A 26,492-nucleotide genomic window follows, 5' to 3' on the forward strand; every position below is an offset into this window, starting at 1 on the left:
ATAAGGCTGACCTTTGCCACGTTCTGAGAAAATAAACTCTTTTTCTGTTGTTTCCATACACTAGTTTTTGTGTATAGCTTTTTTAGGAATGGACAGCAGGTGTCTGTTTTAAATGTTTCAGGTTTTTGAGCTATACATGCATGGATGCATTACGTAAGTATGGAAGGGGATGCCGTGAGCACCAGTGTTTATGTTGGGGAACATTTAGTTTGATGCTGAATTAACTGTTAATGTTTTTTTAACGATTTGTTAAACCTTGTAGGTTAAGTTTGAGGAATTCATAAAGCAAATAGATATATTAATGCTAAAAATTAAATTAGAGAGGTTTTAAATGCATTTGCGAGTGAAAATTTACATATTTATGTTAAGCTAAGCATATATGTATTATATTCGTAATGCTGATCATGAAAATCAAATATTTACTGTGGGGGCTCTCTGTTTTCTTTATTTTTTGGTGCAATGCCAGCTTTTCGCAGTCTTATGGCCTTGCTTTTTATAGTCACGAAGTTGTTCAGGATCAAAGAACAGGGCTGGATTTAAGTCCGAGAAAAACCTTATGTTTTGACAATGGTTTTGAGCTTAGTTTTGATTTAACGTTTCTGCCCGCAAGAAAGGATTACTTTGGTTATATTGTAAGGTTTGTTGACAGCAATAATGAAAATATCGACCTCATTTACGATAAAGATCCTCACGAAAAAAATCACTTCCGGCTCATTATGGGAGACAGATTTTCAAAAATTGCATTTAATATTCCACAAAACGTACTTTTTAGCTCCTGGAATACCATTAAATTTAAGTTTGACTACGCCAGAAAAATACTTCGGGTATCTTATGGCAGTTTTTCTTCCGAGACCAGTTTAATGGTGAAAAAAAATGATTGTTTTAAAATCCTGTTTGGTGCCAATGAATACCAGGGTTTTAAAACAACTGATGTGCCACCAATGAAGATCAGGAATATACATATTGCTGAAGATGGGACTGAAAAGTTTAGCTGGCAGCTTGATGAATATGATGGAATTGTTGCCAGGGAAATGTTGCATGGCAAAAATGGAGCGGTGGTAAAACCCAGATGGATAAAAAAGCTGCATTATGAATGGGAACTTCTGCAGTCTGCTGTTGTTGATGGTGCTGCAAGTGTAGCATTTGATGCAAAAAATGAGATTGTGCATGTTGTTGCGGCGGATTCGTTAATGAGCTATGAAGTGAGATCAGGCCGAGTTGACCGCATTGCTTACCTTTCGGGCAAGCAGAATATGTTAAGGGGGAACCAATCCGTTTTTGATCCCCAGCATAACCAGCTGTTAAACTTTTACATGGATCAGAAAATTGTGAGTGCTTTTAATCCGGAAAGCAAAAGCTGGTCCTCAAATTTTGATTTAAATACACCAATTACCGATTTCTGGCAATTCAATAAGTTTTATTCGGTAGGGGATACATCTTTATACATGGTAGGTGGATATGGTCACTTCTTTTACAAAAATGTTATTCAGCGGTATCACTTTCCTGCCAAAAAATGGGAAAAAGTAGATGTTTCTGGTGATGCCATTATACCAAGATATCTGGCTGCGCTGGGTAGCACTGGCAATGGTGCCTACATTTTGGGCGGCTATGGCAGCTCTACCGGACAGCAGCTGTTAAACCCCAGGAATTTATACGACCTGCTATATTTTGATGTTAAGAAAAGAACCATAAAGAAAATTTATGAACTGCCGGTAAAAGAAGAACATTTTGTATTTGCCAATTCACTGGTGATTAACGAAAAAGAGGGAACCTATTATGGACTGATATTTCCAAAACATAAGTTTAAGTCTCATCTGCAGCTGATTGAAGGATCTTTGACCAAGCCGGAATTTAAGCTGATGGGAAGCCTGATTCCTTACACGTTTCATGACATCAATTCATTTGCCGACCTTTTTTATTGTGCTGAAAGCAAAAGGTTTATAGCTGTTACTTTGTTCTGGGACGAAAACAACCGGACAAAGGTGGAGATTTATGCGTTAAATAGTCCGCCAATTGGGGTAAATGCCGAAGTTGTACCTCCATCGGAGATGAATTATGGTTATATGATTGTTGGGCTATTGCTTTTATTGGGAATAGCCGGATTCTTTATTTACAGCAGGAAGCAACAGCAGAAGCCGGCAGAACAGCCTGTATTGCCAGTGGTTTTGAAAGATCTAAGCCCTGAATCCAAATCGGGTATATTTCTTTTTGGGGATATGCAGGTATTTGATAAAGACGGTCAGGAAATAACCAGGCAATTTACACCATTGATTAAGGAGCTTTTTTTGGTTATTTTGCTGTATACCATTAGGTGGGAGCGGGGTATAAGCTCCGAAAAATTAAAAGAATTGCTTTGGTTCGATAAATCGGAAGAAAGTGCGCGGAACAACAGGTCTGTTAACATTGCGAAACTCAAAAACATATTGGAGAAGATAGACAACTGTTCGGTGTCCAAAGAAACGGGATATTGGAGGTTTAATTGTGATTTCGAAAATACTTATGTTGATTATTATCACTATTTCAGCATCATCAAAGAGAAAAAGAAGTTAAATAAAGAGAAAATTTTAGCATTGGCGGCACTTATAAAGCGAGGTTCGTTTTTACCAAATGCCAATTATGAATGGATGGACCATTTTAAAGCTGAGATATCTAATGAGATTATCGATACTTACCTGCATTTTACCCATTCTGTTTCGATTGCCGATGATCCGGAATTGTTAATTGAATTGGCCAACTATATTTTTTACTTTGATTCGGTAAACGAAGAGGCCATGACGATTAAGTGCAAGGCTTTGGCTTATATGGGTAAACATTCCCAATCTAAAAATACCTACGAAAGTTTTTGCAAAGAGTACCGGTTATTGTACAATGACGACTTTGATAAAAGCTTTAATACGGTATTGAGTACAGAACCTTCTGTATAGGCCAAGCTATTAATCATTTATTAAGGTTTTGTTAAGTTCAAAAATGAACTTTATCCCCCGGTCATTTGATCGATGAACCAATAACCTTACAAACCAAATATGAACCAATTAAAAACCAAAGCTCCTTTTACGGAGCGGAAATTTCTTGTTACCCTGGTATTCGTTACATCTCTGTTTATGTTCTGGGGTATTGCCATTACCATGGCCGATGTGCTGAATAAACATTTCCAACTTACGATGAACCTTTCCAGGTCCCAATCTGCCTTTGTACAATTTGCTGTTTTTGGTGCCTATGCAGTAATGGGCATACCTGCCGGATTATTTATGAAACGTTTTGGTTATAAAAAGGGGGTACTTTTAGGACTTTCCCTTTTTTCTTTAGGCGCTTTTCTGTTTATACCTGCCGCTAACATCTCTTCTTTTGCTTTTTTTGGTATTGCCTTGTTTATTGTTGGTTGTGGCCTGTCTACCCTGGAAACGGTTGCACATCCTTTTGTTGCTTCGCTGGGAGATCAGCGTACCAGCGACCAGCGCATTAATTTTGCACAGTCTTTTAATGCGGTAGGTGCCATGCTTGGACCTGCAATTGGCAGTTACTTTTTATTTGGCAAGCACATTGAAGGAAGTACTGACTTAACCTCCGTTAAGCTATTGTATGCGATTATAGGAATGGTGATCTTGCTTGTGGCAGTATTTTTTTCATTTGTTAAAGTTCCGCCTACAACCGATCCACATGTGATTTCTGAAGCTGATGCTGACGCCGTGAATGTTGACGTGGCGCCTGATAGAAAACTAATTGACCATAAACATTTTGTATGGGCTGTTGCTGCACAGTTTTTTAATGTTGCTGCACAAGCCGGAACCTGGGCCTTTTTTATCAATTACGGACATAAAAAAATGGGCTTTAGTGACGAAAAAGCCGGACATTTTATGGTAGTTTTTATGGGGATGATGCTTGCCGGGCGTTTTATCGGGACCTTTTTAAAGCGCATCATTGCACCTCATAAATTATTGGCAGCATTTGCATTGGGCAATATCCTGATGTGCATCATAGTAGCGCAAAATTTTGGATTGGTATCGTTCATTGCTTTGCTCATGATCAACTTCTTTTTTAGCATCATGTTTCCAACCATATTTAGCCTGGGGCTGAAGAATTTAGGTGCCCGTACTCAACAGGCAGCTTCGTTTTTTATCGATGGGGGTTGTAGGCGGTGCATTTTTTCCTTTTGTAATGGGAGTTATTGCTGACAATGCAGGGATTGCAAATGCTTATTATGCACCCATTATCTGCTATGTGATAATTTTCCTTTTTGCTTATAAATTTTATAAAGTAAAGCATTAATATTGATTGCAACAGGCTTATTAATGCTTTATTAATCATCTGTTAATCCTTTTGCCTTTCCTTCGCCCTCACTAAGCCTAACCTTCCAAATAACCAAAATTAAACTAAATTGTATGAAAGCAAGAGCGTACTTATTACTGGTATTTTTTCTTTTTCCAATGTGGGTCTGTGCACAGCAGCAGATTGTGGGAAAAGTTGTGGATGTAAGGGGAGAACCTTTACCTGGAGTTAGTGTCACTGCAAAAGCAGATGACGGACAAAAATTTAATGCAATTACCAATTCAAATGGTGATTATGATTTACGTGTTTCTGGTGGCACCAAAGAATTAACCTATACGTATATGGGTATGATGCCAGTTACGGAGCTCATAAAGGGCCGTAACACGATAAACGTACAGCTGGCTGAAGACAGCAAGGAACTGCAAAATGTAGTAGTAACAGCCCTAGGTATCAAACGTGAAATAAAAGCCTTGAGCTATAGCAGGCAAGGGGTAGATGTAAACACGATGACGGAAGCTAAAAGCCCGAACTTGTTGAGTACCTTATCTGGAAAAATTGCAGGCTTACAGATTGTACCACCTGGTTTTAATACAGGTTCGGCCAGGGTTGTTATCAGGGGTAACAGTTCACTGACCGGAAACAACCAGCCACTTTTTGTGGTAGACGGGATGCCGATGGACAATACGGCAGGGGATGGCAACATCGATTATGGAAATAATGCTGCTGATATCAATACTGAAGATATTGAAAATATAGAAGTGCTTAAAGGTCCGAATGCTTCGGCACTTTATGGCTCAAGGGCAGCTAATGGGGTAATTTTGATTACTACAAAAAAAGGCACTACTAAATTTAAGGTATCGCTTAATTCGAGTTTAATGATGCAGAGATTAACCGAATTTCCAGAATACCAAAATGCTTACGGAGTAGGGACTTCATTTTACATTGACAATACACATCGCTTGCCTGAAGCCATGGTTAATTATCGCAGTTGGGGGTCGCCTATGATGGGGCAGCCTTATGTTGCTTTAAATGGTGAAATCAAACCCTACCTGCCACAGCCGGATAACATTCGGGATTTTTATCAGTCTGCTTCATTGCTGACCAATAATATCGCCGTAGAAGGTGGGAATACAAGTAGTATTTACAGGATTTCCTATACCAATTATGCCGGATCCAGTGTAGTGGATGGATTTAACCTGAGCAATAAGCAAACCGGAGACGTACGCCTGCAAAATACTTTTAGTAAAAAGGTGAGCCTGGACAGTAAGATCAGTTACGTAAGAGATGCGGTTGACAACAGACAGTATTCGAATGCGAATGGCCGGAATCCAACAAACCTGTATACGCATATGGGCAGGAGTACTGATCTTGCCGAACTCATGCCCTATAAAGACCCACTAACCGGAATGGAAATAGGGACGCATCGTAATTTCAGCAATCCTTTTTGGGTAATTAATGAGAACCCCAACCGGGACGTTAAAGACCGTATAATTGCATCTTTGAACCCTAAAGTGAATTTCACCAATTGGCTGGTTTTTAATGGACGCTTAGGTGCCGACGTGCTGTGGTGGGATGGTTTTGAATTTAATAATATTGGTTCTATTGTGGCCAGCAACCCTGATGGTTTTATGCGTACCTTTAATACCAAGCAGCAAAATTTTAACCTGGAAGGTACGCTTGTAGCCAATAAGACCTTTAATAGATTTTCGGTGAGTACCATGCTGGGTGCCAGTAGTTTTAGCTCTTGGTTTGAAAGAAGGGAACAAAGGATCAATTCGTTATTGCAGCCTGGCTTAATTAATTTATCCAACGCCAAAGAGTTTCCAACGGTTACGCAACAGCAACGTGATAAACGTTTAAACTCTGTTTTTGGTTCTGTTTCTTTAGGTTACAGAGGGTATGCTTTTGTTGATGTAACAGGTAGAAACGATTGGTCATCTACATTGCCGAGGGCTAATAATTCTTACTTCTATCCCTCCGTTGGCGGCTCATTGATTGTGAATGAAATATTAGGTTTGAAGAGCGACATCCTTAGTTTTGCCAAATTGCGCGCATCTTATGCCATCGTAGGAAATGATACCGATCCGTATAGATTAGACCAGACTTACTCATTTAATGGTTTTTTAAATGGGGCCACCCTGGCTTCACTGGCCACTACAATGAACAACGCAGATCTTAAGCCCGAAAGGACAACGTCTTTTGAGTTAGGAATGGATGTAAGGTTGTTTAAAAATAGGGTTTCAATCGATGGCACCTATTACAATGCTGCTACTACTAACCAGATTGTAACAGCTCAGCTTCCATCTTCAAGCGGTTATTTAAAACGGATTTATAATGCCGGAAAAATAAAGAACTGGGGTTATGAACTGAGCGGAAATGCAAAGGTTATTGCCGGGAAGAACTTTTCATGGACAACCCAGCTTAATTATGCGGCGAACAATTCGAAGGTAGTAGAGCTGATAGAGGGGATTGATCGTTTCCAGCTGAATAACAATTCGAGTTACCTGTATGTATATGCTGAAGTGGGAAAACCATATGCCTATTTGCGGGGTTTGGGAGTGGCCCGCGATGCCCAGGGCAGGATGTTGATCGAGGATGGGGGATCCTTATTGGTTAAGGATAATGACATGGCCTTTGGAACGGCTTCACCGGATTGGATTGGTGGCATTTACAATACTTTTAAGTTTAAAAATCTGGACCTCGGTTTCCTGGTAGATGTTAAAATGGGTGGGGTAATGTATTCTGGTAGTATTTCGCGAATGCTGACGAACGGTGTTTTAGCGGAAACCTTATACGGACGCGATGATTATTATAAACATACTGTGATTTTTGGGGAGAACAATACAGAGTTAAGTGGTGGTGCAATATGGGATGCCTATTTTGCGGATGGGACTAAAAATACGAAGTTCGTTACCCCTCAGAACTACGAATATGCAAGGCCGAATTATGCAGAATTTGTGATCTATGATGCGTCTTATGTAAAGCTAAGAGAAGTTACGGTCGGTTATACATTACCTGTTAAGCTGTTGTCGAAAATGCCGGTTAAAACGGCAAGGTTCTCTTTATCCGGCAGGAACCTGGCTATTCTTTATAGAAGAACCCCACGTGGCCTGGATCCTGAAGCAATGTCTACCTCTGGTAACGGACAGGGAATTGAGAATGGTGCGTTGCCTCCGAATGCAATTTATGGATTGAATATCAGACTTACTTTTTAACTGCAGATCATGAAACAACAAATTATAATTATAGCGCTTATTGCGTTTGGCTTATTGTCTTGTACCAAAAATTTTGAAGAAATCAATACAGATCCGAACAAACCTGTGAAAGTGCAACCGGATTTTTTACTGACCACTTCCATTTTTGAAACAATGAACCTGTTTGGCGGCAATATGAACCGTGTGGTATTTTTTAACTATACACACCATTTCTCTGGCTTTCAGGGTAATTTTCAGCGCTACAACTACGACCTGAACGAGGACAATACTTATTGGCGCGCAGTTTATGTACAAGCCGCCCAACCTGTAAACCAGATTATTGTAAATTATAGAAATGATCCTGCTTATACCAACAGGGTGATGATTGCGCGCATATGGAAAAATTATATCCTATCCAATGCAGTGGCGATATGGGGAAGTGTTCCTACGGAAGGTGCCTTGCTGGGTACGCCAAGTGTTCCTTATACCAAAGAACAGGATGTATATGTGAACGTATTGGCTGATCTTAAAAATTTAACGGATTCATTAAGCCTTACCGGTGATAAATATACTGTAAATGCAGATAAGATTTTTGGCGGTGACCTTTTAAAATGGAAGAAATTTGCAAATACACTGAGGTTAAGACTGGCCATCCGGATTTCTAACGATGCGCCCAATGGCGATCCTGTGTTAGCCAAAAGGGTAGTAGAAGAAGTTTTTCAAACGGAACAGTATACGATGAAGGCCCAGACTGAAACGGCTGCGGCAAACTGGGGCACAACCAGTGATACCTGGAGTCCGCTTTACGACAGGGCGGTATACAATTATACTGCCAACAAGGCCACTATTCCGGTTACCAATGAGTCGCTGGTTTACCACATGGCGCCTTACAACGATGCACGGTTAACTATATATGCACAGCCGGCGAAACAAGGCCCGCAAACCGGAACTTACTTTGGACAGAACATCTCTTATGGAGGGGGATCAACTTATGCTAACGGTTTAACCAATCCGCATACCGGCTTAAAACAAGATGACTATTCGGCTATAGGTGAGCGGTTTTTAAAGCCCGATGCGGAATATGTGTTCCTTTCATATGCTGAAGCTTGTTTTTTAAAGGCGGAAGCTGCGTTAAAGGGATGGTGGGGCAACCCAAATGCTTCGCAGTATTATTATGAAGGTATAGATGCTTCTTTTAACAGGTATGGCCTTACTGTAACACAGGCAAGCAATTATAAAAATACACCCGGCATTAAGTGGAGTACGGCATCTGATACCGTTGGCAGGAGCGCCCAATTTAAAGACTGGTTGCAGATCTGTTCCAGTTATATTCCTGCAGGTGATAATTTGCGTCAGATTGTGATGCAACATTGGCTGGCCATCCCGGGGCAGGGCGTAGATGCCTGGACACTGATCAGAAGGACCAGGTTGCTTGAATTTCAGCCGCAATTTGCTACCTATGATGGTACTTACGACTATGTGCCTAACCGTTTGCCATATCCCTCAGATGAATTGCAGACCAATATTGGAGAAGTAAATAAAGCCATTGGCTGGCTGGGCGGTGCCGATAACCTTAACACGAAGTTATGGTTTGCGTTGCCCGTTAAGAAAAATCCTTTTTTACCATTTTAAACCAGATTGTGATGAAATCATATCTTTATATACTTATACTTTTAACAGCTTTCGTTTCCTGTAAAAAGAACAATGAGCACCTGCCCCCAAACTTTAATTATAAAATTGATCCGGTACCTCTTACTGAAAATGTAGTGGTTGGTGCTTATTACTCCAATTACACTACGGCAGACTGGGCTAAAAAATATACTTTCAAACCAGTGAAAGGTGAATATAATGCACTGGACCCTTTGATTATGGACCAGCACCGCAAATGGGCCGATGAGGCCGGACTTGACTTTTTTATCTTTAACTGGAATGGTGCTGCGGGAAACCCGATCTTGAATGCATTTTTGCAGGGCCGGAACAATAATGTGAAAATGGTGATCAATTTTAATACTGCGCACTTAAGCGCCACCAATGCTTCACCTTTAACCGGGGCCAAGCTGACCACCATGATTAACGAATTTAAGACGCTGGCCAGTAGTCATTTTGATAAAGATTACTACTATAAGGTAGATGGCAGGCCTGTGGTTATGATTACGCCGTTGAATTTGTCTTCTTCTGCAGGATCAAGTATCAATTATGCAACTGTGATTCCGGCTTTAAAACAAGCGATGACTGATGCAGGCCTGAATTTATATGTCATCGGAGAAATTACCCTGGGCTGGTTACCTCCGGTACGCTATGCACCTGCTATAAAAGCAATGGATGGTGTAAATGCAAATAACTGGACAACGGATGTTTATGACAGATCGGTGTTTTTTAATTCGTTTGTTGATATGAACTGGAAAAACTGGACTGATTCTACCAAAACCTGGAAGGTTGATTTTGTGCCATGTATTGCTCCGGGATATAACGATAAGGCAATGACACCTGCCAGCAAAATGTATGACATTGGCTATACGCCGGAATTTTATACTGATTTTACGAATGTTGCCAAGCGCAATATGAGCAGTAAACGCATTGTATTGATCAATTCCTGGAATAATTTCCAGTTGGGCACCGCCATTGAACCAACTGAAACCTATGGCAATATTTTTTTGCAAATGACCAGAAAACAATTTAAGATTAATTAACACCATTAAAAAATAAGCTCATGAAAACTACTGTTAACAGAAGAAAATTTATTGCTTCCTTAAGTATGGTTGCTGCGGCACTGCCGTTGGGAGCATCAGCATTTAATTTTATCCCGAGCAGGGGCAATGGTTTTAACTTTATGTTGCTGGGTGACATCCATTTCGATAAACTGGAACACCATGACATGGATTATCTGAAACTAAAATATCCAAATGATATTGTTCAGATCCAAAATTATTCGCGTATTACAAGGGATAATTTTCCTTTGTTGATGCGTGTGGCAAAGGATAAGGCAAAAACGGTAAATGCCGATTTGTGGTTGCAGCTAGGCGATTTTGTAGAGGGTTTGTGCGGGTCTGAAAAACTTGCACAACAACAAACACAGGAGTTTATTTCGTATGTAGCAGATATGGATTTGAAGCGCCCATTTTTTGTGGTGAAGGGCAATCATGACATTACTGGCGAAGGTGCGAGAGAAGTTTATAAAAAAACTGTGCTGGACTGGCAACAAAAGGAATTAAAGCAGGCTCTGAGTACTGCGAATTATACGTTTGTACATAAAAATACACGTTTTATTATTTTTGATTGTTATACCGCAGATGAAAGCCTGGAATGGCTTAAAAAAATACTCCCGGAATGTAAAGAAGAACGTTTATTTTTTAGTGTCCATCAACCCGTGGTTCCTTATAGTGCACGCGCCAACTGGCATATTTTTGCGAAACCAAACCAGAAAGATAAAAGAGAAGAACTGCTTAATTTACTCGGCGAGCATCGTGCTATAGTGCTTACCGCACACTTACATAAAACCAGTATTTTGAGCCGTAAAACCACTAAGGGTAAGTTTGTTCAGGTGGCTATCGGAAGCGTGATAGATGCACCAAATGCAATGGTTAAAAATCACCTAAAAGGCTTGGATGCTTATAATGCTAGTCTTTTGGGCCTGGAGCCAAAATTTTCACCGGATACCATTCAGGAACGAAAAGATAACATTGAAAATGAACGTCCTTTTATCGAACATTTCGAGTTTGCAGATTTTTGTGGATACGCTACTATGCATATATCTGAGAAAAACGAGGTGGAGATGATGATCTATAAAAATGTGGATAGTAATGCCTGGGCAACTGTGAGCCTAACGGCGTTGCTTGATGCAAAATCGTAGATTAATAAAGCCTTAACATGGCATCGGATGCCATATTAAGGCTTTATTAATGTTTTATTAATGATTTAATCCTTTCTTCGCTCTAACCAACAAACCTAACCTTCCAAATAACCAATTAAACGAAATTGTATGAAAGCAAACAAGTACTTATTAATGCTATTTTTTCTTTTTCCTATGTATGTATGCGCCCAGCAGCAGATTACGGGAAAAGTTACGGATGTAAGAGGGGAACCCATACCTGGAGTTGGGGTAAGCGCAATGACAGATGGGCAAAGATTTAATGCGGTAACCACTTCAACTGGTGATTATTCCATAAAAGTTGCTAACAATACTAAGCAATTGACTTTCTCTTATATTGGAATGACGTCCCAGACGGAGACAATAAACGGACGTACGGTTGTAAATGTTCAGCTCTCTGAAGAAAGCAGGGAACTGCAAAGTGTGGTGGTGACGGCTTTAGGCATAAAAAGGGAAGCCAAAGCTTTGAGTTATTCCAGACAAAGTATGGATGTATCTACATTGACCAGGCACCCACTACAAATATTGTTTCTTCACTTTCGGGGAGGATTGCAGGAGTTCAGGTTACACCTGCTTCCAGTAATACAGGGTCTGCAAGAATAATTATCCGGGGTAACAACTCGATCACTGGGAATAATCAGCCTTTATTTGTTATTGATGGGATACCGGTGGATAACGAGACCGGAGATAGCAAGGTAACCACATCTGGAAATAACAATTTGGATTATGGCAATATTGCAGGGAACATTAACCCTGAGGATATTGAAAATATAGAAGTGCTGAAAGGACCAAATGCTGCTGCATTGTATGGGTCGAGGGCGGCTAACGGGGCAATTCTGATCACCACTAAAAAATCTGCCGGAACAAAGTTTAAGGTAACGTTTAACTCCAATTCAACATTTCAGCGGATCACTGAATTTCCTGACTATCAGAATATGTTTGGTGCAGGAAATAGTTTTAAACTGGATGGCTCCGGATCTACCAGTAACCCGGATAGAATACCCAGCTTAAATGTATTTAACAGGAGTTGGGGAGCACCATTTTTGGGTCAGCCGGTTATCAGTGTAAATGGTTCGCCAAAGGCATATCTGGCGCAACCAGATAACGTAAGGGATTTTTATAGCACTGCGGCAATGCTTACCAATTCTTTGGCCATAGATGGGGGCAATGCAGAAAATAATTACAGGTTTTCTTATACCAATTATACCGGTGGAAGTGTAGTAAAGAACATCAACGATAACATCAGACACAATGCCAATATCAGGGTGCTCAATAAATTTACAAAATGGCTTGATATGGATTCTAAGGTTACTTTTATTAATAATAAAGTAACGAACAGACAATATATGAACGGAAGTTCCAAAAACCCGGTTTATCAATATGCCTATATGGTTCGTGATGACCAGTTGTCGGAATTTAAAAATTATAAAGACCAGTACGGTAATGAGATCAATACCCATACGGATTTCCTTAATCCCTATTGGGCCATCAATGAAAATCCCAATGAAGACACCAAAAATCAACTTTTAGGCGCGTTTAATGTGAATGCCAGAATAAACGGATGGTTAAGGCTAACCGCAAAGGTGGGAACCGAAATGTATTGGGTGGATGGTTATACCTTTAACAATAAAGGGGCGCAAAGCAGTCCTAATGGTAGTATGAGTACCATAAACAATAGCCTGCAAAGTACAAATGCCGACCTGGTTTTGTTTGCAAATAATAAGTTTGGAAAGCTTTCTGTAAATTCATTTGTAGGGACCGGACGTTTTCAAACCTCAAATAAAAAGAATGAACAGCGCATCAATTCGCTTATCCAGGCAGGATTGATCAATCTTTCCAACACGGGAGAATTTCCTGCCGTAACGCAGTTTGCCTCAAAAAAGATCATCAATTCGGTATATGGTTCTATGTCTTTTGGATATAACAGCTATCTTTTTATGGATGTAACGGCAAGAAATGACTGGTCGTCAACGTTGCCTAAGGCGAATAATTCTTATTTCTATCCATCAATTGGGGGTTCCTTTGTTTTTACTGATGCATTTAAAGATATTCCAAAAAGTATATTGTCATTTGGAAAAGTAAGGGCTTCGTATGCCATTGTGGGTAATGATACCAGTCCTTACCAACTTGCCCCTACTTATTCTTTTAATGGGATTTATAATGGTCAGGCCTATGCTTCACTGGCCTCAACGTTTTTTAACCCAGATTTGAAACCTGAAAAGACAGCCTCTTTGGAATTTGGTATAGATCTTAGATTTTTAAAAGACAGGTTGACGTTTGGAGCAACCCATTATAAAACATCAACTACCAATCAGATCCTGACAGCTCAGATAACTCCAACAAGCGGCTACAATAGAAAATATTATAATGCCGGTGAAATTCAGAATTGGGGAACTGAGTTTACCTTGTCTGGAACCCCATTAAAAAGCAAAAAACTGGAGTGGAACATGTTTGCAAATTATGGACAGAACAATTCGAAGGTAAAAAGCTTAGTTGATGGTGTGAATAGTTTTCAGCTAAACTCCTGGTTTGGCAGATTACTGGTTTTTGCGGAGGTAGACCAACCTTATAGTGTAATAAGAGGAGCTGGCTGGCAGCGTGATGAACAGGGTCGCAAACTGGTGGCAGCAAGTGGACTTCCGATAGCACAAGGTAATTTGGTTTTAGGTAATGCTATGCCAGACTGGACCGGAGGATTTGGGAATTCCCTGCGTTATCAAAATTTTGGTTTGAGCTTTTTGATAGATATACGTAAAGGTGGTAGTTTTTATTCTGGTACGTATAGGCGGTCATATATTTCAGGTGCTATCAGCAACACACTTGAAGGGCGTGAGGATTATTATTTACACAGCTATATTTACGGTGAAAGTGCAGCTAACTTAACGGCTGGTTTTATTTATAAGGATGCTTATTTTGAAGACGGTACTCCCAACAATAAGTATATTACCCCCCAGTCAAACGGGTTTTCTAATCTGGATGAGCTCCAAATCTTTGATGCTTCTTTTGTGAAATTAAGAGAGACCGTAATCAGTTATAACCTTACCAGCCCATTCTTTAAAAAACTAAAAGTTTCTAATGCCCGGATTTCTTTGTCAGGCAGAAATTTATGGACTATTTATAAAAAGGCACCTAAAGGCATTGACCCTGAATCAAGTGTAACCTCGGGGAATGGACAAGGTATAGAATATGGTTCTTTACCACCTTTTACTACTTATGGATTAGATCTAAGGTTGACTTTTTAAACTATACTCATGAAATATATATATAAATTATTATGCATACTATCTTTTGCGATAGTACTTATATCCTGCAAAAAGGAGTTGGAAAAAGCCAATATCAATACCAACAATCCTGAAAATGTAGATCCGGAATACCTACTGAATACTTCGGTGCTGAATACGATGAACCTTTTTGGTGGACAGATGCGTCGTGAGGCCCTGTCACATTATTCCAATTATGTATCTGTTGGAGGTGGCCAACTTCAAAGGTATTATACTTTCGCCTCGGCTGTAAATAGTTACTGGAGTAGTGCTTATATTTCCTGTCTTCAGCCTGTACACCAGATCCAGGTTAATTATGCGGATGATCCGGGGTATCAAAACCGGGTGGCCATTGCCAAAATTTTTGAGGCCTATATCTATTCTAATATTGTAGCTGTATGGGGTAGTGTTCCTAAAACGAAAGCACTAAATGGAGATGCTTACGTTGCTTACGACAAAGAGGAAGATATTTATATAGCACTGCTGAATGACTTAAAAGATGCTTCGGCTGCTATAGACCTTCAGGGAGATACCTATAAGGGGAATGCTGATGCGGTGTTTGGTGGTGATTTGTTGAAATGGAAGAAATTTGCAAACGCGTTGAGGCTGCGACTTGCGATACAAATATCGAATGTATCAGAATCCAGGGCGAAAGAGGTGATTGCCGAGCTGCTGTCTAACGAATCGAATACCATTGTCGCTGCTACAGAAACCGCGAGGGCTTTCTGGGGTACAACCTCCGGAATCTGGAGTTATTTATATGAGTATAATGTTTTGCAGGCTGGCGCGAATGCTTCAAGTTTAAATGTGATCAGTGAATCTTTGGTTCAATACATGCTGCCTTATCAGGACCCAAGACTACCGGTATATGCCAAACCAGCAGCCCAGGGCCCTTATTCGGGTAGATATTGGGGGCAGCCAAAAAGCACTCAATTGCCATTAGGGGTTAATATACCCGGGGGTAATCCGCATTCTCCGTTGGGACAGCTGGATTATTCGCAGATTGGGAGTTACTTTACCAAGCCTGATGCCGAATATGTATTTCTTTCTTATGAAGAAACCTGCTTTTTAAAAGCTGAAGCCAAATTAAAAGGCTGGGGAGGGATTAAAACCGCCGAACAGTATTATAATGAAGGGGTTACAGCTTCGATGACCAAGTATGGTATTCCACTGCAGGCCATTACCAATTATTTAAACCAACCAGGTATTAAACTGAATTCGGTAGTAGATACTACAGGGAGGAAGGCAGAATTTGCAGATTACCTTGGGCTGACTACCAGTGCAATTACCAGGATAGATCCGTACAAACAAATTGTGATGCAGAATTGGCTGGCGGGTTTTTACAATGCAATGGATGCATGGACACTGATCAGAAGAAGCCAGGTTTTAGAGTTTCCTCCGCATTTTAACCCTGATGGTGGCGAAGGGGGAACTGTAGGCTATGCCTATATCCCGCAACGGTTAAATTACCCTGGTATTGAATACCAGGTGAATACTGCTGAAATTAATAGAGCCATACCTTGGTTAGGTGCTGCAGATGCATTAAAAACTAAATTGTGGTTTGCCCTTCCAGTTAAGAAAAATCCATTTTTGCCCCAATAATTAAATAGAAGATTATGAAAAAAATTATAAATATTGCATTATGCATAATTGTATTGGCATCATGTAAAAAAGATCCTGTGTTAATAGATAAGGATAAGTATATCTATGACATTCCGGCAATTAAACTTACATCAGATGCTAAGGTAGGTGCATATTATTTTAATTATACAGCAACGGATTGGAATAAAGCGCATTCAGATACCTCATTGGTGGTGCCGGCTGGGGGCAAATCTTATAATGCAGTTACAGATGCTGCTGTATTCCCTCAGCAACTTAACTGGGCAGACGAGGCAGGCGTAGATTACCTGATCTTTAAATGGAATGCAGCGGCTACAGATAATTCGCTGTTAAGTGCATTTGCATCAAGAAGAACGAATCAGAACGTAAAGATGGTTATTGGTTTCAATACTGCACATCTTAATGCTACAAATGCCGCCCCATTAACAGGTACAAAGCTGCAGACTATGGTTAATGAGTTTAAAACCCTGGTTACGCAGCATATCAGCAAGGATTACTATTATAAAATTGGTGGACGTCCTGTAATCTTAATTACCCCACTTAATCTTTCATCATCAGCCCTGACCAGTATAGATTATAAAATGGTCATGGCATCGTTAAGAACAGAATTTACTGCATTGGGCATTAATCCTTATTTTATCGGAGAATTATCGACAGGATGGACGGCCCCGGTTAATTTTGATCAGACTGCCCTTGCAGCTATGGATGCAATTGTTTTGAATACCTGGAATACGCCAGATTATGACAGGTGGTATGGATTTTACAGTTATGTTGACCTGAGCTGGCAAAACTGGAAAACTTCACTGGATAAACTAAATGTGGAATATGTGCCCTGCATATTTCCGGGTTATAATGAACCTAGTGCTGCAACACAGCGGATTATAGAGAGAACAGAAAAAAATTATGTGGATTATACCAATGTGGCCAAACGTAATATGGGCACAAATCAGATGGTAATTATCAATTCCTGGAATGATTTTTCTAAAGGGACAGCGCTTGAACCTTCTAAAAAGTTTACCAAACAGTTTCTGGGGATTACCAGAAGAGAATTCAAGGTGCAGTAATGCACCTTGAACAACTAAACATTTCAACTAAATTTTTTACTTAACCAAATCACATGCGAATCAGGAAATTATTATTGTGGATACTTTTTGTCAGTTCCTTATCCAGTATAGCTCAAAATAAAAGTTCAAATAAATTGCCCCGCCCTAAGCTGGTAGTGGGGCTGGTAGTAGACCAGATGCGTTGGGATTATTTGTATAGATATTACGAGCGCTATCAGCAAAATGGGTTCAAGCGCTTGCTTAACGAAGGGTTTTCATGTGAAAATACTTTTATCGACTATGTACCTACCGTAACTGGTATAGGCCATAGTACCATTTATACTGGCTCGGTTCCTGCAATACATGGTATTGCGGGTAATGACTTTATCATCAATGCTACAGGTAAAACCGTTTACTGCGCAGGCGATTCAACGGTCGAAACCGTGGGTAGTAAATCTAAGTCCGGCAAGATGTCGCCAAGAAATTTACTGGCCAATACCATTGGAGATGAATTGAAACTGGCTACAAATTTTAAATCTAAAGTAATTGGTATTGCATTGAAAGACAGGGGCGGTATTTTACCTGCTGGCCACAGTGCCGATGCAGCCTATTGGTTTGATTCAGGATCAGGAAACTGGATTACAAGCACTTATTATATGAATGATCTGCCTGCCTGGCTGAAAAAGTTTAATGAAAAGAAACTACCTGCAAAATACCTAAGCCAGGATTGGAATACCTTGTATGACATTAAAACTTATACACAGAGTACTAAAGATGACACCCCTTATGAAGGTTTATTTGATGGACAAAATACACCTACATTTCCTATAAAAACTTCTCAGATGATGAGTAAAGGGTATGACATACTCCGTTCTACCCCTTATGGAAGCACATTTACCCTGGACCTGGCAAAAGCAACTATAGACAATGAGCATTTGGGACAGGGTGAATTTACCGATATGCTGGCCATAAGCATTTCGCCACCTGATTATGTAGGGCATAAATTTGGCGTAAATGCCATAGAGACTGAAGATACCTATTTAAGATTGGACAAAGACATTGCTGAATTTTTGACGTATTTGGATGCTAAGGTTGGGAAAGGGAATTATACCTTGTTTTTAAGTGCTGATCATGGGGCTGCCCATAATGTTAAGTTTAGTAACGATAATAAATTACCTTCTTCCAACTGGTCTGGCAGTAAGGTGCAACGCGAAATGAACCAGGCCCTGGAAGATGTTTTTAAAGTGAAAGACATTGTATTGAGTATGATGAATGCCCAGGTCCATTTTAACTATAATGTGATCAAATCCAATAAGCTTAATGAAGAGGCCATCAGAAAAGTGTGCGTTGCCTATTTAAAAACTCAGAAAGAAATCGCTTTTGTTGTAGATCTGGATAAAGTGGGGGATGCCAGCGTGCCTGAGGAAATAAAAAGAAGGATTATAAATGGGCATAATGCACATCGCTCAGGGGGGATACAGCTTATCCTGGATCCCGCAGTTTTTTCAACAGGACGTACCGGTACCTCGCACAGTGCGTGGAACCCTTATGACTCCCACATTCCCCTGGTTTGGATGGGCTGGGGCATCAGTCAGGGACGTACAAACAGACAAACAAATATGACAGATATTTCTGCTACACTGGCTGCATTGCTTAGGATCCAAATGCCGAACGGCTGTATTGGTTATGCCATTAACGAAGTATTGAAAAAAGACAATTGAGTTTGCCTGATGAAATAGCAATGCGCTTTGATTTAAAATAAAACCACATCATAGTTTATGAAGAATAGTATAAAGTTAATGCTCTTATGTCTGTTGCTTTCACAAAGCAGGCTGAAAGCGCAGGAAGTAACCAGTAATCTGCAATACGTTGATCCGACCATTGGGGCGGTAGGGCATATCCTTGAGCCTACAAGGCCAACAATGCACCTGCCCAATAGCATGGTCAGGGTTTATCCGGTACGCAAAGATCAGCTTGATGATCAGATCAGTTATTTCCCCCTCAATATGTATTCTCACCGGATTGGGAATGTATTTGCCGTTATGCCATATAATGGAGTAGTGAATGAGAAAAGCTGGAAGCAGCGTTTTACTTACGATCTGGAAAAAACAGCACCACATTACTATACGGCTGTTTTAGAAGAATCGGGTATAAAGGTAGAATTTTCTCCTTCGGAAAGGAGCGGATATTACAGGTTTAAATTTCCATCATCATCTGCCAATTGGCTAAGATTGGGTGTTGTAAATGAAACAGGAGAATTGAAAGTTTCCGGTAAACGGATCCTTAGTGGCTCAGAAGATTTTCAGGGCATGAAAGCTTATTTCTATGGGGAGTTAAATGCAGATGTTACTGAATCAAAATATAAAGATGGAACCGGGAATAAGAACCTTTTTCTTAAAGTGGGCAATTCTCATGGTGTTGAGTTTCGCTATGGCATTTCATATATCAGCGTAGAACAGGCAAAGATTAATTTAGAGAAAGAAATCCCAAACTGGGGTTTTGAAAAAGTTAAATCAACAGCTAAACAGGTATGGGAAGAGGCTTTAAACCAGATTACGGTAGAAGGAGGGACACTTGCCAACAAACGCTCTTTTTATACGGCCTTGTACCGTACTTATGAACGTATGGTCAACATCAATGAGTATGGCCGTTATTATAGTGCATATGATCACAAAGTCCATTCAGATTCGAGACCTTTTTATGTAGACAACTGGATATGGGATTCTTACCTGGCCCATCAGCCTTTGCATATGATCCTGAATCCGGATAGGCAGGCTGATATGATTTCATCCTATGTGAATATGTACGAACAATCTGGTTGGATGCCTTCTTTTGCATTGGTTTTTGGCGACAATCCATGTATGACCGGAAATCATGCAGCAGCATGGATTACCGATGCCTGGTTTAAGGGAATACGTAATTTTAATGTGGAAAAAGCTTATGCAGGTTTGAAGAAAAATTCTTTAGAAGCAACACTTTTACCCTGGAGAAATGGTCCGGCAATAGGCCTTGATTCTTTTTATGCCGAAAAAGGGTATTTCCCAGCTTTAAGACCGGGCGAAAAAGAAAGCGTAAATGAAGTTCATGATTTTGAAAAAAGACAATCTGTTGCGGTTACTTTACAGCAAAGCTATGATGACTGGTGCATTTCAAAGCTGGCAGGTACGCTTGGTAAAGCTGCAGATAGTAAACTGTTTTTGGCCAAGGCTGAGAACTATAAAAATGTTTTTCGTGAAAGTAAAGGTTTTATGTGGCCCAAGGACGATAAAGGGCAATGGATAGAACCATTTGATCCTAAATTTTCAGGCGGTCAGGGTGGAAGAGAATATTTTACTGAAAATAATGCTTATACCTATAACTGGGACGTAAAGCATGATCTGGAGGGTTTGTTTAAATTGATGGGCGGCAAACAGGCTGCAGAAAATAAATTAGATAATCTTTTTAGAGAAGATCTTGGCAGAAGTAAATACGTACTTTGGAATACGTTTCCTGATGCAACTGGTTTAGTTGGCCAGTTTGTAATGGGAAATGAACCAAGCTTCCATATCCCTTATCTTTATAATGACCTGGGCTCTCCCTGGAAAACCCAGAAACGTATACGCATGTTAATGGATACCTGGTTCACAGATAATTTATTTAGTATTCCGGGGGACGAAGACGGGGGAGGAATGAGTGCCTTTGTGGTGTTTTCTATGATGGGCTTTTATCCGGTTACACCTGGTATACCTGTTTACCATATTGGTAGCCCTGTGTTTAATAAAATAAGTTTGAAGCTTAAAAATGGTAAAACATTTACCGTTGTAGCCAGGAACAATTCATCTACAGCAAAATATATTCAAAGTGCAAAGTTAAATGGTGTAAATTGGGATAAGCACTCGTTTAATCATTCTGATATCCTGAAAGGTGGGAATTTAGAATTGGTAATGGGGGAAACACCAAATAAACAATGGGGTAAAACAAAGTAAGAACTTAATAAGAAGATATGAAACCATCTGGATTGATCTTAATTATGGTGAGCGTATTTTTTTCTGCCGGTGCTTTTGCACAGCCTAAAAATATACACCTGAGCTGGACAGGGCAACACGAAACAAATACCAGCCATACCATGGCCATTACCTGGAACAGCAAAATGCCAAATAATAAAATGGTTAGATATGGGCTTAAAAGTGATAAGCTGAACAACCTGGCCACTGCTTTGGTAAATGCAAAAAGTGGTTTAAAAGGCGCCTATATTTATAAGGCTGAGTTAAGTAATTTACGGGACGGGACGACTTATTACTACCAGTGTGGTTCTGATTTGGAGGGCTGGAGTGCTGTTTATTCTTTTAAAACCGCACCTAAAATCGGTAAAAGAGGTAAATATGTAGTTGGGGTTTGGGGCGATACCCAAAATAACAAGGGTAACCTTGATTTTGAAGAAACCAGCAAAATAGTTCAGAAAATGGCGCAACATAAATTCAATTTAATTGCGCACATGGGTGATGTTGTAGAAAATGGATCTGTAGTTAAAAGTTGGGATGCTTTTCTAAATACTACACAGCCACTTAATGCACAGATACCGTTTATGCCTGTAACCGGTAATCATGACGTGGTAAACGCAAACCAGGACACCTCTTTCCAAAAACCTTTTCCGATCTATTATGATTTATTTAATCTTCCGGGAGATTATATCAATTATTCTTATGACTATGGGAACATCCATTTTGTAGCTATCAATTCTGGATATGCACAAGGAGCGGCCAAAGTAGATAAGTTGTTATATGAAAAGGGTTCTCCGGAATATAACTGGCTAAATGATGACCTTACAAAGGCCAGAAAAAATAAAAGAATTGAATGGATTATTCTGTATGCACATTATCCCATGTACGCCTATGGGGTGAGTTTAGTACCACAATGGCAAAAAAATGTGACCCCTCTTATTGATAAATATAGCATAGACCTTTGCTTAACCGGACATCGTCATGTGTACGAACGCCATACTGCCATTAAGAACGACCAGATTTTTAAATCGGCAGATAAACATATCTATCAAAAGCCTGAGGGGACAGTTTACATTACCAATGGATCGGCCGGAGGTTCTTTGCAGGGGATTGGTGGTACAGATATGCCTTCTATGGTATTTACACCCAATGAAAAGATGTATACCTATGCCGTAATGACCATAGAAAATAATCAGCTCAGTTATGAGGTGTTTAATACCGAAGGGTTAATGATTGATCACTTTAAAATCATAAAATAAGTTTTATTTATTAGAAAGTTAGTATGAAGAAAATATTATTGGCGTTTTTATGCCCTGCATTGTTATTGAGTATGAATTGCCGTTCTGTTGGTAAACAAAACCAATCTAAAACCCGTAAATACATGAGCTATAAAGGTTTGGTGATGGCAGGTTATCAGGGTTGGTTTAATGCCGATGGTGACGGAGCAGACAGGGGTTGGAACCATTATAAAAACAGGGACAACAGGTTTGAACCGGGTAACTGTAAAATTGATATGTGGCCAGATGTTACAGATTACACTGCAAAGTATAAAACATCTTTTACATATGCCAACGGGGGAGCTGCGTATGTTTTTAGTTCATATGATGAGAGTACTGTGGACCTGCATTTTAGATGGATGAGGGACTATGGTATAGATGGGGTTTTCATGCAGCGCTTTGTGACAACGTTAAAAGATGAAAAAGGAAACAAACATTATCAGAAAGTATTTCAATCTGCAGTAAATGCAGCTAAAAAATACGACAGGGCTTTAGCTGTAATGTATGATTTATCCGGGATGAATGCATCAGATTATACAAAGGTGATTGCCGATTGGAAAAGTTTAGTGGATACGTATAAATTAAACAATAAAGATTTAAATGAGAATTATTTATTTCACAATAATAAGCCTTTAGTGGCCATATGGGGTGTTGGCTTTAATGATGGAAGAAAATATGGACTGTCTGAAATAGATAAGTTAATTACATTTTTTAAGAGCGACCCGGTATATGGAAGTTGTTCCTTACTTCTTGGTGTACCTACCTGGTGGAGAGAACTAAAGTTTGATACGCAAAGTGATCCCCAACTCCACCAGACGATAAAAAGAGCAGATATTGTGCATCCCTGGTTTGTAGGCAGGTATAATGAAGAGACCTATCCGCAATTTCAGGAACGTATTAAAACAGATATGGCCTGGTGTAAGCAAAATAAACTGGACTATGTACCTGTAGTTTATCCAGGTTTCAGCTGGAAAAATATGCGCCCCAATGATCCCTTTGATGCCATTCCAAGGAATAAAGGGAGTTTTTTTTGGAAGCAATTATCGGGTGCTTTAGAAATTGGATGTGAGATGATTTATGTGGCCATGTTTGATGAAATAGATGAGGCAACTGCTATTTTTAAAGTTGGGCACGATACCCCTGTTGGAGCCAGTAAATTTGTCCCTTACGAAAAAGAGATACCGTCGGATCATTATTTATGGTTAACGGGGCAGGCTGCCGGTATGTTGAAAAAGGAAATTCCCTTTCAAAAACCTATGCCATATAGAACCTATTGATAGCGGAACTTTCCTAAATTTACAGGTATGGAACATACTGTATTAATTGGCAATCATGTTAAGCTGGAACCCCTGGCATATACCCATGCCGCAGGCCTTGCTGAAGCTGCGGCATACAACCCATCCTTGTTTAAGTGGACATTTGTTCCGCAGGGCATAGCAGCAATGCACAAATATATTGAAGTTGCACTTGCCGGAAAGGAAGCAGGCACGATGTTGCCCTATGCTATTGTAGGTATAGCAGATGGAAAAGTAAAAGGATCGACAAGGTACTGGAACATACAACATTGGGCATGGCCCGAAAATGCTGTGTTTTATGGAAAAGAAACGCCCGACGTTTGTGAAATCGGGCATACCTGGTTAACCGAAGCTGCGATAAGAACACCGGTAAATACAGAATGTAAACTGTTGTTGCTGACCAATGCCTTTGAAAACTGGAAAGCATTGCGGGTCTGTTTTCAAACAGATGTACGTAACGAACGGTCGAGCGCAGCAATTGAGCGCATCGGTGGGAAATTTGAAGGTGTTTTACGTGCAGAACGGCTTGGTGTGGACCATACGATAAGGGATACGGCACGTTTCTCTATCATTTCGGCTGAATGGCCTGCAGTTAAAAATAAACTGGTAAGCAGGTTAAAATCATGACCTGACCGTTATACAGATTTCTTCTTTATCATTTACATTTGTATAGACAATTATAAATTTTATAAAGATGATAGAGACTAAAGGATACGCAGCACAGGATGAAAATACACCATTGGCACCCTGGACTTTTAACCGTCGTGAGGTAGGCGCCCATGATGTGCAGTTTGATATATTGTATTGTGGCGTTTGCCATTCTGATCTGCACCAGATTAAAAACGACTGGTTTCCGGGAATATTTCCAATGGTACCCGGACATGAGATTGTAGGCCGTGTAGTTAAGGTAGGCGATCATGTAACTAAATTTAAGGTAGGCGACCTGGCCGGTACAGGCTGTATGGTTGATTCTTGTCAGGTTTGCGAGAATTGCAAGCAGGACCTGGAGCAGTATTGCCTGGAGGGTAATACCCAGACCTATAACGGAATGGAGCGTGATGGCTCTATGCCTACCTATGGTGGATATTCCAATACGATTGTAGTTAGAGAAGAATTTGTACTGCATATTTCTGATAAACTGGATCTGGCTGCGGTAGCACCGCTGCTTTGTGCAGGCATTACCACCTATTCACCGTTACGGTACTGGAAAGTAGGCAAAGGTCATAAACTTGCCGTATTGGGCCTGGGTGGTTTGGGGCACATGGCTGTTAAATTTGGTGTAGCCTTTGGTGCAGAAGTAACTGTATTGAGTACATCACCTGCAAAAGAAGCTGATGCAAAAAAACTGGGCGCCCACAATTTTGTGGTTACTACAGATGCAGCTCAGTTAAAAGTAGCGAGAGGTTCGTTCGACTTCATTCTGGATACGGTATCTGCACCACATGATTTTAACCTTTACCTTTCTTTGCTGAGAACAAATGGCACAATGATCTGTGTTGGCGTTCCGCCGGAGCCGGCACAAGTAGCAGCATTTAGTTTACTTGGTGGACGTAAAAGCTTAGCAGGATCAGGTATTGGAGGTATTGCCGAAACTCAGGAAATGCTGGATTTCTGTGCTGAACACAATATTGTTTCCGATATTGAAATGATTGATATAAAAGACATTCAATCCGCCTACGACCGTATGGTAAAAGGTGACGTGCGTTATCGTTTTGTAATTGATATGGCCACCTTATAAAGCCGGTAAAAGAAAACGCTTAAAACAAATATCATTAAAAATTTTATCCAAATAATTTGGAGGTCTCATTGTTACCTTATACTTTAGTGTATTATTTAACTAATACAGTAGTATATGATAAAGATTACCGATCTGGATTTTGGATATAACAAACAACAGCTGCTCTTCAAAAAACTGAGCATGCAGCTAAGTGCCGGTCATATTTACGGATTGCTGGGCAAAAATGGTGCAGGCAAATCCAGTTTATTGAAAAATATGGCCGGCCTGGTCTATGCCCTGAGCGGAAAAATTGATGTGATGGGTTTTGACCCTGCTAAACGGCAACCGGCTTTGCTGAAGCAGGTCTGTTTTATCCCTGAAGAGTTTGATCTGCCATCGGTAAAGATTGATGCTTATGTAAAAGCGAATGCAGCCTTTTATCCCAATTTTAACCATAGCTATTTTAAAGAACTGCTGGCCGAATTTGACATTCCTGTAGCCCAGAAACTCGTTAATATGAGTTACGGACAAAAGAAAAAGCTGATCATTGCTTTTGGCCTGGCTACACAGGCACAACTGATCATTATGGATGAACCCACCAATGGTCTCGACATCCCCTCTAAAGCGCAGTTTCGTAAAATTATGGCCGCCGCACTTACGGAAGACCGCTGCATTATTATTTCTACGCATCAGGTTAGGGATCTGGACAACCTGATCGATACAGTGATCATGCTTGATGAAAGCAGTATTGCTTTAAAGGCATCGGTAGAAGAAATTACTGATAAACTTTGTTTTAAACGGATCAAAGAACTGGATGAAACGGTGATCTATGCCGAACCTTCGCTTTCGGGGTACAATGCCCTGATGCCAAATTACCATAAAGAAGAGAGTAAGCTGGATATGGAGCTCCTTTTTAATGCAGTACTGGCAGAGAAAACTAAAATAAAAATAGCTTTTAACTAAATCAGATAA

The 26,492-nt window shown here is 40.1% G+C and carries 17 protein-coding genes; all 17 read left to right on the forward strand.

The genetic code is table 11. The annotated features are described in order from the left end of the window. Window positions 1-404 precede the first annotated feature (404 nt). The 17 genes from HDC92_RS20430 (at window position 405) to HDC92_RS20505 (ending at window position 26,483) form a co-directional block, all read left to right on the forward strand. Entirely contained in the window at window positions 405-2,924 is a 2,520-nt protein-coding gene (locus tag HDC92_RS20430) for a galactose oxidase (RefSeq protein WP_255484611.1), read from the forward strand. A gap of 99 nt (window positions 2,925-3,023) precedes the next feature. Continuing rightward, on the forward strand, window positions 3,024-4,172 hold the full coding sequence (locus tag HDC92_RS20435; RefSeq protein ID WP_255484612.1) for an MFS transporter: 1,149 nt from the start codon (window positions 3,024-3,026) through the stop codon (window positions 4,170-4,172). Window positions 4,173-4,379: 207 nt separating this feature from the next. Further along, window positions 4,380-7,481: a SusC/RagA family TonB-linked outer membrane protein gene (locus HDC92_RS20440; RefSeq protein ID WP_183876892.1), complete on the forward strand. Its 3,102-nt coding sequence runs from the start codon at window positions 4,380-4,382 to the stop codon at window positions 7,479-7,481. A gap of 9 nt (window positions 7,482-7,490) precedes the next feature. After that, window positions 7,491-9,092, forward strand: a complete 1,602-nt coding sequence (locus HDC92_RS20445; protein ID WP_183876893.1) for a SusD/RagB family nutrient-binding outer membrane lipoprotein — start codon at window positions 7,491-7,493, stop codon at window positions 9,090-9,092. A gap of 11 nt (window positions 9,093-9,103) precedes the next feature. Beyond that, window positions 9,104-10,150, forward strand: coding sequence for a glycoside hydrolase family 99-like domain-containing protein (locus HDC92_RS20450; RefSeq protein ID WP_183876894.1), 1,047 nt, complete (start codon window positions 9,104-9,106; stop codon window positions 10,148-10,150). 20 nt (window positions 10,151-10,170) lie between these two features. Then, window positions 10,171-11,310: a metallophosphoesterase family protein gene (locus tag HDC92_RS20455; protein WP_183876895.1), complete on the forward strand. Its 1,140-nt coding sequence runs from the start codon at window positions 10,171-10,173 to the stop codon at window positions 11,308-11,310. Between the two features lie 129 nt (window positions 11,311-11,439). Then, the gene (locus tag HDC92_RS25240; RefSeq protein WP_317618107.1) at window positions 11,440-11,931 is read left to right on the forward strand and encodes a carboxypeptidase-like regulatory domain-containing protein; all 492 of its coding nucleotides are present in this window, start codon (window positions 11,440-11,442) and stop codon (window positions 11,929-11,931) included. Continuing rightward, window positions 11,877-14,570 (forward strand): SusC/RagA family TonB-linked outer membrane protein, encoded by a 2,694-nt coding sequence (locus tag HDC92_RS20460; protein ID WP_317618108.1) that lies wholly within the window; start codon window positions 11,877-11,879, stop codon window positions 14,568-14,570. Before HDC92_RS25240 ends, HDC92_RS20460 begins: the two co-directional genes overlap by 55 nt. A gap of 9 nt (window positions 14,571-14,579) precedes the next feature. Next, the gene (locus tag HDC92_RS20465; protein ID WP_015809165.1) at window positions 14,580-16,190 is read left to right on the forward strand and encodes a SusD/RagB family nutrient-binding outer membrane lipoprotein; all 1,611 of its coding nucleotides are present in this window, start codon (window positions 14,580-14,582) and stop codon (window positions 16,188-16,190) included. A 14-nt stretch (window positions 16,191-16,204) separates the two neighbouring features. Next, window positions 16,205-17,272, forward strand: a complete 1,068-nt coding sequence (locus tag HDC92_RS20470) for a glycoside hydrolase family 99-like domain-containing protein (protein ID WP_183876896.1) — start codon at window positions 16,205-16,207, stop codon at window positions 17,270-17,272. A gap of 53 nt (window positions 17,273-17,325) precedes the next feature. Next, window positions 17,326-18,972, forward strand: a complete 1,647-nt coding sequence (gene pafA / locus HDC92_RS20475; RefSeq protein ID WP_183876897.1) for an alkaline phosphatase PafA — start codon at window positions 17,326-17,328, stop codon at window positions 18,970-18,972. A 57-nt stretch (window positions 18,973-19,029) separates the two neighbouring features. After that, a complete protein-coding gene (locus HDC92_RS20480; RefSeq protein ID WP_183876898.1) occupies window positions 19,030-21,216 on the forward strand; it encodes a GH92 family glycosyl hydrolase in 2,187 nt (728 codons plus the stop codon). A gap of 17 nt (window positions 21,217-21,233) precedes the next feature. Beyond that, window positions 21,234-22,490, forward strand: coding sequence for a purple acid phosphatase family protein (locus HDC92_RS20485; protein ID WP_183876899.1), 1,257 nt, complete (start codon window positions 21,234-21,236; stop codon window positions 22,488-22,490). Window positions 22,491-22,513: 23 nt separating this feature from the next. After that, window positions 22,514-23,785, forward strand: coding sequence for a glycoside hydrolase family 71/99-like protein (locus tag HDC92_RS20490; protein ID WP_183876900.1), 1,272 nt, complete (start codon window positions 22,514-22,516; stop codon window positions 23,783-23,785). Window positions 23,786-23,812: 27 nt separating this feature from the next. Next, entirely contained in the window at window positions 23,813-24,430 is a 618-nt protein-coding gene (locus HDC92_RS20495) for a GNAT family N-acetyltransferase (protein WP_183876901.1), read from the forward strand. A gap of 67 nt (window positions 24,431-24,497) precedes the next feature. After that, window positions 24,498-25,541: an NAD(P)-dependent alcohol dehydrogenase gene (locus HDC92_RS20500; RefSeq protein ID WP_183876902.1), complete on the forward strand. Its 1,044-nt coding sequence runs from the start codon at window positions 24,498-24,500 to the stop codon at window positions 25,539-25,541. A gap of 114 nt (window positions 25,542-25,655) precedes the next feature. After that, complete coding sequence (locus HDC92_RS20505) at window positions 25,656-26,483, forward strand: ATP-binding cassette domain-containing protein (protein ID WP_015809157.1); 828 nt, start codon at window positions 25,656-25,658, stop codon at window positions 26,481-26,483. The last annotated feature ends 9 nt before the right edge of the window (window positions 26,484-26,492 follow it).

Origin of the sequence: Pedobacter sp. AK017 (genome assembly GCF_014200825.1) — a bacterium.
GTDB lineage: Bacteria > Bacteroidota > Bacteroidia > Sphingobacteriales > Sphingobacteriaceae > Pedobacter > Pedobacter heparinus.